Origin of the sequence: Clostridium sp. D46t1_190503_E9 (genome assembly GCF_015555225.1) — a bacterium.
Lineage (GTDB): Bacteria > Bacillota > Clostridia > Clostridiales > Clostridiaceae > Clostridium.
Genome location: NZ_JADNKB010000014.1, coordinates 22,885 through 29,112, shown reverse-complemented (window position 1 = coordinate 29,112; position 6,228 = coordinate 22,885). Strand labels below are relative to the sequence as shown.

At 30.8% G+C, this 6,228-nt stretch carries 6 protein-coding genes and 1 tRNA gene; all 7 read right to left on the bottom strand.

Annotation, left to right across the window (positions count from 1 at the left end):
* Positions 1 to 196: 196 nt before the first annotated feature.
* A tRNA-Thr gene (locus I2E83_RS14960) sits at positions 197 to 272 on the bottom strand.
* An 88-nt stretch (positions 273 to 360) separates the two neighbouring features.
* On the bottom strand, positions 361 to 1,005 hold the full coding sequence (gene sigH / locus I2E83_RS14955; RefSeq protein ID WP_195264661.1) for an RNA polymerase sporulation sigma factor SigH: 645 nt from the start codon (positions 1,003 to 1,005) through the stop codon (positions 361 to 363).
* 66 nt (positions 1,006 to 1,071) lie between these two features.
* Entirely contained in the window at positions 1,072 to 1,584 is a 513-nt protein-coding gene (locus I2E83_RS14950) for an NYN domain-containing protein (protein WP_195264659.1), read from the bottom strand.
* A 20-nt stretch (positions 1,585 to 1,604) separates the two neighbouring features.
* Complete coding sequence (rlmB, locus tag I2E83_RS14945) at positions 1,605 to 2,501, bottom strand: 23S rRNA (guanosine(2251)-2'-O)-methyltransferase RlmB (protein ID WP_195430736.1); 897 nt, start codon at positions 2,499 to 2,501, stop codon at positions 1,605 to 1,607.
* A 40-nt stretch (positions 2,502 to 2,541) separates the two neighbouring features.
* Positions 2,542 to 2,958, bottom strand: a complete 417-nt coding sequence (locus tag I2E83_RS14940; RefSeq protein ID WP_008681222.1) for a ribonuclease III domain-containing protein — start codon at positions 2,956 to 2,958, stop codon at positions 2,542 to 2,544.
* A 47-nt stretch (positions 2,959 to 3,005) separates the two neighbouring features.
* Entirely contained in the window at positions 3,006 to 4,406 is a 1,401-nt protein-coding gene (gene cysS / locus I2E83_RS14935) for a cysteine--tRNA ligase (protein ID WP_195430733.1), read from the bottom strand.
* Between the two features lie 11 nt (positions 4,407 to 4,417).
* Entirely contained in the window at positions 4,418 to 6,130 is a 1,713-nt protein-coding gene (locus I2E83_RS14930) for a proline--tRNA ligase (protein ID WP_195264651.1), read from the bottom strand.
* Positions 6,131 to 6,228: the final 98 nt, after the last annotated feature.

The following is a 6,228-nucleotide window of genomic DNA, read 5'->3' as shown; positions in this document are numbered from 1 at the left end:
GTGACCGATTGTTCCAATGTTTACGTGTGGTTTACTTCTTTCGAATTTTTGCTTTGCCATTGTAAAATCCTCCTTTAATCTTTGTAATAAACTTTGCCTAGCGTTTTCTAGCTTTTGGGTAATATATTGAGCTCACTACAAAGACTAAAGCAATTTATCATTACAATAATCGCTACTAGTGAGCGTTCAACTATATTGGAGCTCACGATCGGGATTGAACCGACGACCTCCGCCTTACCAAGGCGACGCTCTGCCTACTGAGCTACGTGAGCATTGCCATCATAATATGGTTTATAGTTTAATATACCAATTATAAAGTTTACTATTGTTCAAAAAATTTGTCAATAAGAATTTAGTGACTTATTTTTCGGTATATAGACATTTTTCAAGCTTTCGTTTAACTCTTTGTAATGCATTGTCTATAGACTTAGCTTGCCTATCTAAATCACAGGCTATTTCCTGATAAGACTTTCCATCCAAATAGGACTGAAGTACTTCCATTTCTAAATCAGATAAAACTTTCGCCATTTCACCTTCTATATGTTCTAACTGTTCTTTTCCTATTATAAGTTCCTCTGGGTCAGTTATTTTTAATCCTGATAAAACATCAATTAAAGTTCTATCTGATTCTTCCTCATAAATAGGCTTATTTAAAGATATATATGTGTTTAATGGTATATGCTTTTGTCTTGTAGCTGTTTTAATAGCGGTTATTATTTGTCTAGTAATACATAATTCCGCAAAAGCCTTAAAACTTGTTAGTCTATCAGATTTAAAATCCCTTATAGCTTTATATAATCCTATCATACCTTCTTGGTAAATATCTTCTTTGTCTGCTCCAATGAGAAAATACGACTTAGCTTTAGCCTTTACAAAATTCTCATATTTTGATATTAAATAATCTTGAGCTCTACTATTTCCTTTTTTTGCTTCTTCAACTACTTCTTCATCTAACTTATTTTGAAATTCTACAAACAAGCTTACCTCTCTTTTGGTACTCTCCACTATATATCACCCCTTTAAGCCATACATTATAATAAGTATATATAAAGTATATATACTAGTAAACATTTATTTGCTACGCCTTATAGCCTCTAATTTTTTAAAGATATCTTCATCTATGTTATCTCCCAAATGATTTTTAGATGAATACATATTTTTCAACGTTTTATTTTTTATTCTTCCTTGAGTTTCTATAACTTCGTTATAAAATTCAAGAGCAGATATTCTTACTGCACCTCTTTGAAAAATAGTCTGTTGTTCAAGCCAATCTGATGTAACAACATAAACTTCAAATCTTCTACCTAAATTATGAACTTCTCTTTCTATGTAAGAATCTGCTGTTTCACCATCCTTTGTGAATACTGTACTTATATTACTGTTTATATCTTCTTTCTTTTCAATGCTTCTATTTACTTTATGTGCATCGAACACTATTATTATCTTACAATCTTCATAAACTGAATAATTATGTAAACTATCTATCAAGCTCTGTCTTGCCCCATCAAAGCTATAGTCCTTTTGCTTTTTTAGATTAGGCCAACTATTTATAACATTATATCCATCAACAAATATTATTTTCACATGTTACCTCTTTAACTATGCTATTTTAATAGTCTTCCCTTTAATATTTCATACATCATTATACCACCAGCAACTGAAGCATTTAAAGAGTTAATTTTTCCTATCATCGGAATTTTCACTAGCTTATCACATTTCTTTAAAGTAAGTTCAGATATACCTCTTCCTTCGCTACCTATAACCATGGCACATGGGCCATTAAAGTCAACTTGATAGCTATATTCTTCTCCTGCTATATCTGCACCATATACCCATAGTCCTGATTCTTTAAGTTCATCTATAGCTGCATTAATATTTGTCACCTTTGCTATCTTCATATGTTCTATAGCTCCTACAGAACATTTATATACAGTAGATGTTATTCCAACATTTCTTCTTTTCGGTATTATTATTCCGTGAACTCCGCATAATTCTGCTGTTCTTATTATAGACCCTAAATTATGTGGATCCTCTATTTCATCTAGTATAACTATAAATGGATCTTCGCCTTTTTCCTTTGCATCCCTTAGCATATCTGCAATTTGGCAATACTTAAATGGTGTAACCAAAGCTATAACTCCTTGATGATTTGTACCATTACTCATAGCATCTAGTTTTTTCCTATCTACTTCCTTTAATACTAATCCCTTTTCTCTTGCAATATTTATTATTACTTTTATAGAGCCCTCCATATTACCATTTGCTATATATATACACTCTATAGTTCTATCACTTTTTAGTACTTCCATTACAGCATTTCTGCCTATAATTAAATCTTCTCTAGTTTCCACTTCACTTACAATAGAAGGATTTTCTCTAGTGTAATTATTCACTTCCTTATTTTCTTTAACAAATTGTCTTTTACCTCTAATAGGTGTGCCCTCGATCATTTGTCTTTCCATTCTAGCTTTCATTCTAGCTTCTCTATTTCCCTTAGTCATATAAGATCACTCCTTATTTCTATTATATACTTTTCCTTAGTTATGTTAACTGTATTTCTGTAGATTTTTCTAATATATTATATAGTCTTTCTTTATTTCCTATTAAATATAAATATCCTAATAGAGCTTCAAAGCCTGTTGCATTTCTATAATCTATAACATCTGCATTTTTAGGAACAGTTGCAGATTTTGTATTTCTTCCTCTTTTATAAATATACAATTCATCTTCTGTTAAAGTATCTTCTATATTATGCATTATTGCAGACTGACTTTTAGCTTTAACGTATCCAATTGCTTTCACATGCATTTTATGTGCAGATAATTCAGTATTATTAGATAGTATAAAATTTCTTATATATATCTCATATACTCCATCTCCTATTAAAGCTAACTGCAAAGGATTTAATCTCCTAGCTTCTTCTTTACTAAACTCTCTCACTCTTAAATCCTCTAACATACTTTTCTCTCCTTTAAATAAAGGCTGCACAACTGCAGCCTTCTAGACTAATTTACTTTTTTCCATCTAACTCCTTGAGGGGTATCTTCTAAAACTATATTTCTAGCTTTTAAATCATCTCTTATTTTATCAGCTAAAGCAAAATTTCTATCTTTCCTTGCCTGCTGTCTTTCCGCTATTAATTTTTCTATTTCTTCCTCTAAACTTCCTTTAGTAGACTTTTGAAGAATACCTAATGGATTTCCTAATTCCCTTATTAAACTTAATGCTGATTCACAAAGTTCTTTAGATGAATCTATTGATACATTAGTGTTTATATCTTTTATAAGATCAAATATTGCCGTAATTGCATCTGCTGTGTTAAAATCATCATCCATCTTTTCTATATATTTTTGTCTATATTTATCTAGAGATTCTAAATAAGCCTTTTCATTTTCATCCATAGTTTCTTTCTTAACTTCACTAATTAAGTTTTCTAAATTAGAAATAGCATTATATAATCTTTCTACTGATGCTTTTGCAGATTCTAATAAATCATCACTGAAGTTTAATTGTACTCTATAATGTCCTGATAACATTAAAAATCTCACTATATCAGCATCGTATTGTTTTAATATATCTCTTGCAGTTAAAAAGTTATTTAATGATTTAGACATTTTTTGATTATTAATATTTAAAAAGGCTCCATGTAACCAGTATCTTGCAAATGGCTTTCCTGTTAAAGCTTCACTTTGTGCAATTTCATTTTCATGATGTGGAAATGCTAAATCCATCCCACCGGCATGTATGTCAATTGTATCACCTAAAATCTTCTTTGCCATACATGAACACTCTATATGCCATCCTGGTCTTCCCATTCCCCATGGACTTTCCCAAGCTGGTTCACCCGGCTTTTGAGCCTTCCATACTGCAAAATCCATTGGATCTTCTTTTCTTTCATCTACATTTATTCTAGCTCCAGCTTGTAGGTCTTCTAATTTTTGACCTATTAACTTTCCATAGCCTTCAAACTTCTTTGTTCTAAAAAAAACGTCCCCATCAACTTCATATGCATAATCTTTTTCAATTAAACCACTAACAAATTCTATTATATCTTGAATATATTCAGTAGCTCTTGGATTTATAGAGGCCCTCTTTATATTTAAACCATCAGCATCTTTATAATATTCGTCGATATATCTATCTCCTATATTTGAAACTGTAGTGCCTTCTTCATTTGCTTTATTTATCATTTTATCATCTATATCTGTAAAATTTTGAACATATTTAACATTATATCCTCTGTATTCTAAATATCTTCTTATTGTATCAAATATTATAAAAGTTCTACCATTTCCTATATGAAAGTAATTATATACAGTTGGTCCGCATACATACATCTTGACTTCTCCAGGTGTTAATGGTATAAATTCTTCCTTCTTTCTCGTTAAACTATTATAAACTTTCATCGAATTACCTCCTATCTTACAGATAATTTATTTTTCTCAAACTCTTCCCTAACTCTATTTACAGCTTCTTCTATTTTTATATTTTCCATTTCTGATGTTCTAAGTTTAAATTCTACTTCACCATCAACAATCTTCTTTCCAACTGTTATTCTCATTGGTATTCCCATAAGGTCTGAATCTTTAAACTTAACTCCTGCTCTCTCATTTCTATCATCTAGTATTACATCAACCCCAATAGCTTTCAATTCTTCATATATCTCGTTAGCAATTTTCATTTGTTCTTCATCCTTAATATTAACAGGAATGATATTAACATGATATGGCGCTACAGATAAAGGCCAAACTATCCCATTTTCATCATTATGTTGTTCTATTATTGATGCCATTGTTCTTGTTACTCCAATACCATAACAACCCATTATAAATGGCTTTTCCTTACCATTTTCATCAATAAAGTTAGCATTCATAGCCTCTGAATACTTTGTTCCTAATTTAAATATATGACCTACTTCTGTTCCTCTTGAGATAGTTACTTTACCACCACAAACTGGACACTTTTCGCCTTCAGTTATATTTCTATAGTCTCCAACTATACCATCAAAGTCTCTTCCGTAATTTACATTTTCAATGTGATATCCTGTTTCATTAGCTCCCACAATAAAATTGTACATGTTTATAATTTCTTCATCAACTAATAATGCATCTACATTTATATTTATAGGACCAGCAAATCCAACTTGTGCATTAGTTGCTTTAAATACTTCTTCTGGAGTAGCCATATTTAAATTTGTAACTCCACCTAAGGCATTTGAAACCTTAACTTCATTTACTTCTCTATCGCCTCTAACCATCACTGCTACTATTTTCCCATCAGCATTAAATATTAATGTTTTAGCGAACTTCTTTTCAGTTGTATTGAAAAATTTAACTAGTTCTTCTATTGTCTTAACATTTGGCGTTTCAGTTTTAACTAACTCTTTTAATTCTTCTACTTCTGCTTTCTCTGCAGTTGATGGAGCTTTTTCTATATTAGCTGCATAATCACAAGCAGTACAGAATACAACATCATCTTCTCCTACTTCTGACTTCACCATAAATTCTGCTGAATTTGATCCTCCAATTGCTCCTGAATCTGCTTCAACTGGCTTAGCATCTATTCCACATCTGTTAAATATTTTAATATATGCTTCTCTCATTTTATTATAAGAAACATCTAATCCTTCTTGATCCTTATCAAAGCTATATGCATCTTTCATTACAAATTCCCTAGATCTCATAACACCAAATCTTGGTCTTCTTTCGTCTCTATATTTAGTTTGTATTTGATAAAGATTTATTGGTAATTGCTTATATGATTTAATTTCATTTCTTGCAATGTCAGTGAATACTTCTTCATGAGTTGGTCCAAGGCAAAAATCCCTATTATTTCTATCTTTAAGCCTAAACATTTCTTCCCCATAAACATCCCATCTTCCAGACTCTTGCCAAAGTTCTGCAGGTAAAACCGCTGAAGCTAGGAATTCTTGTGCACCTGCATTATTCATTTCTTCTCTTACTATATTCTCTACATTTTTTAAAACCTTTAATCCTAAAGGCATATAATTATATATACCTGATGCCATTTTTCTTATCATTCCAGCTCTTAGCATTAATTTATGGCTATCTATCTCAGCTTCTGCTGGAACCTCTCTTAATGTTGATATTAACATATTAGACATTTTCATTTCTGCTTCCTCCTGTTAATGTTATTATTTTATATGTATTTTTCAATTCTTGTTATTAGTGTATCTTTATAAATAATAAAAAAAGCCCACCCTAATTG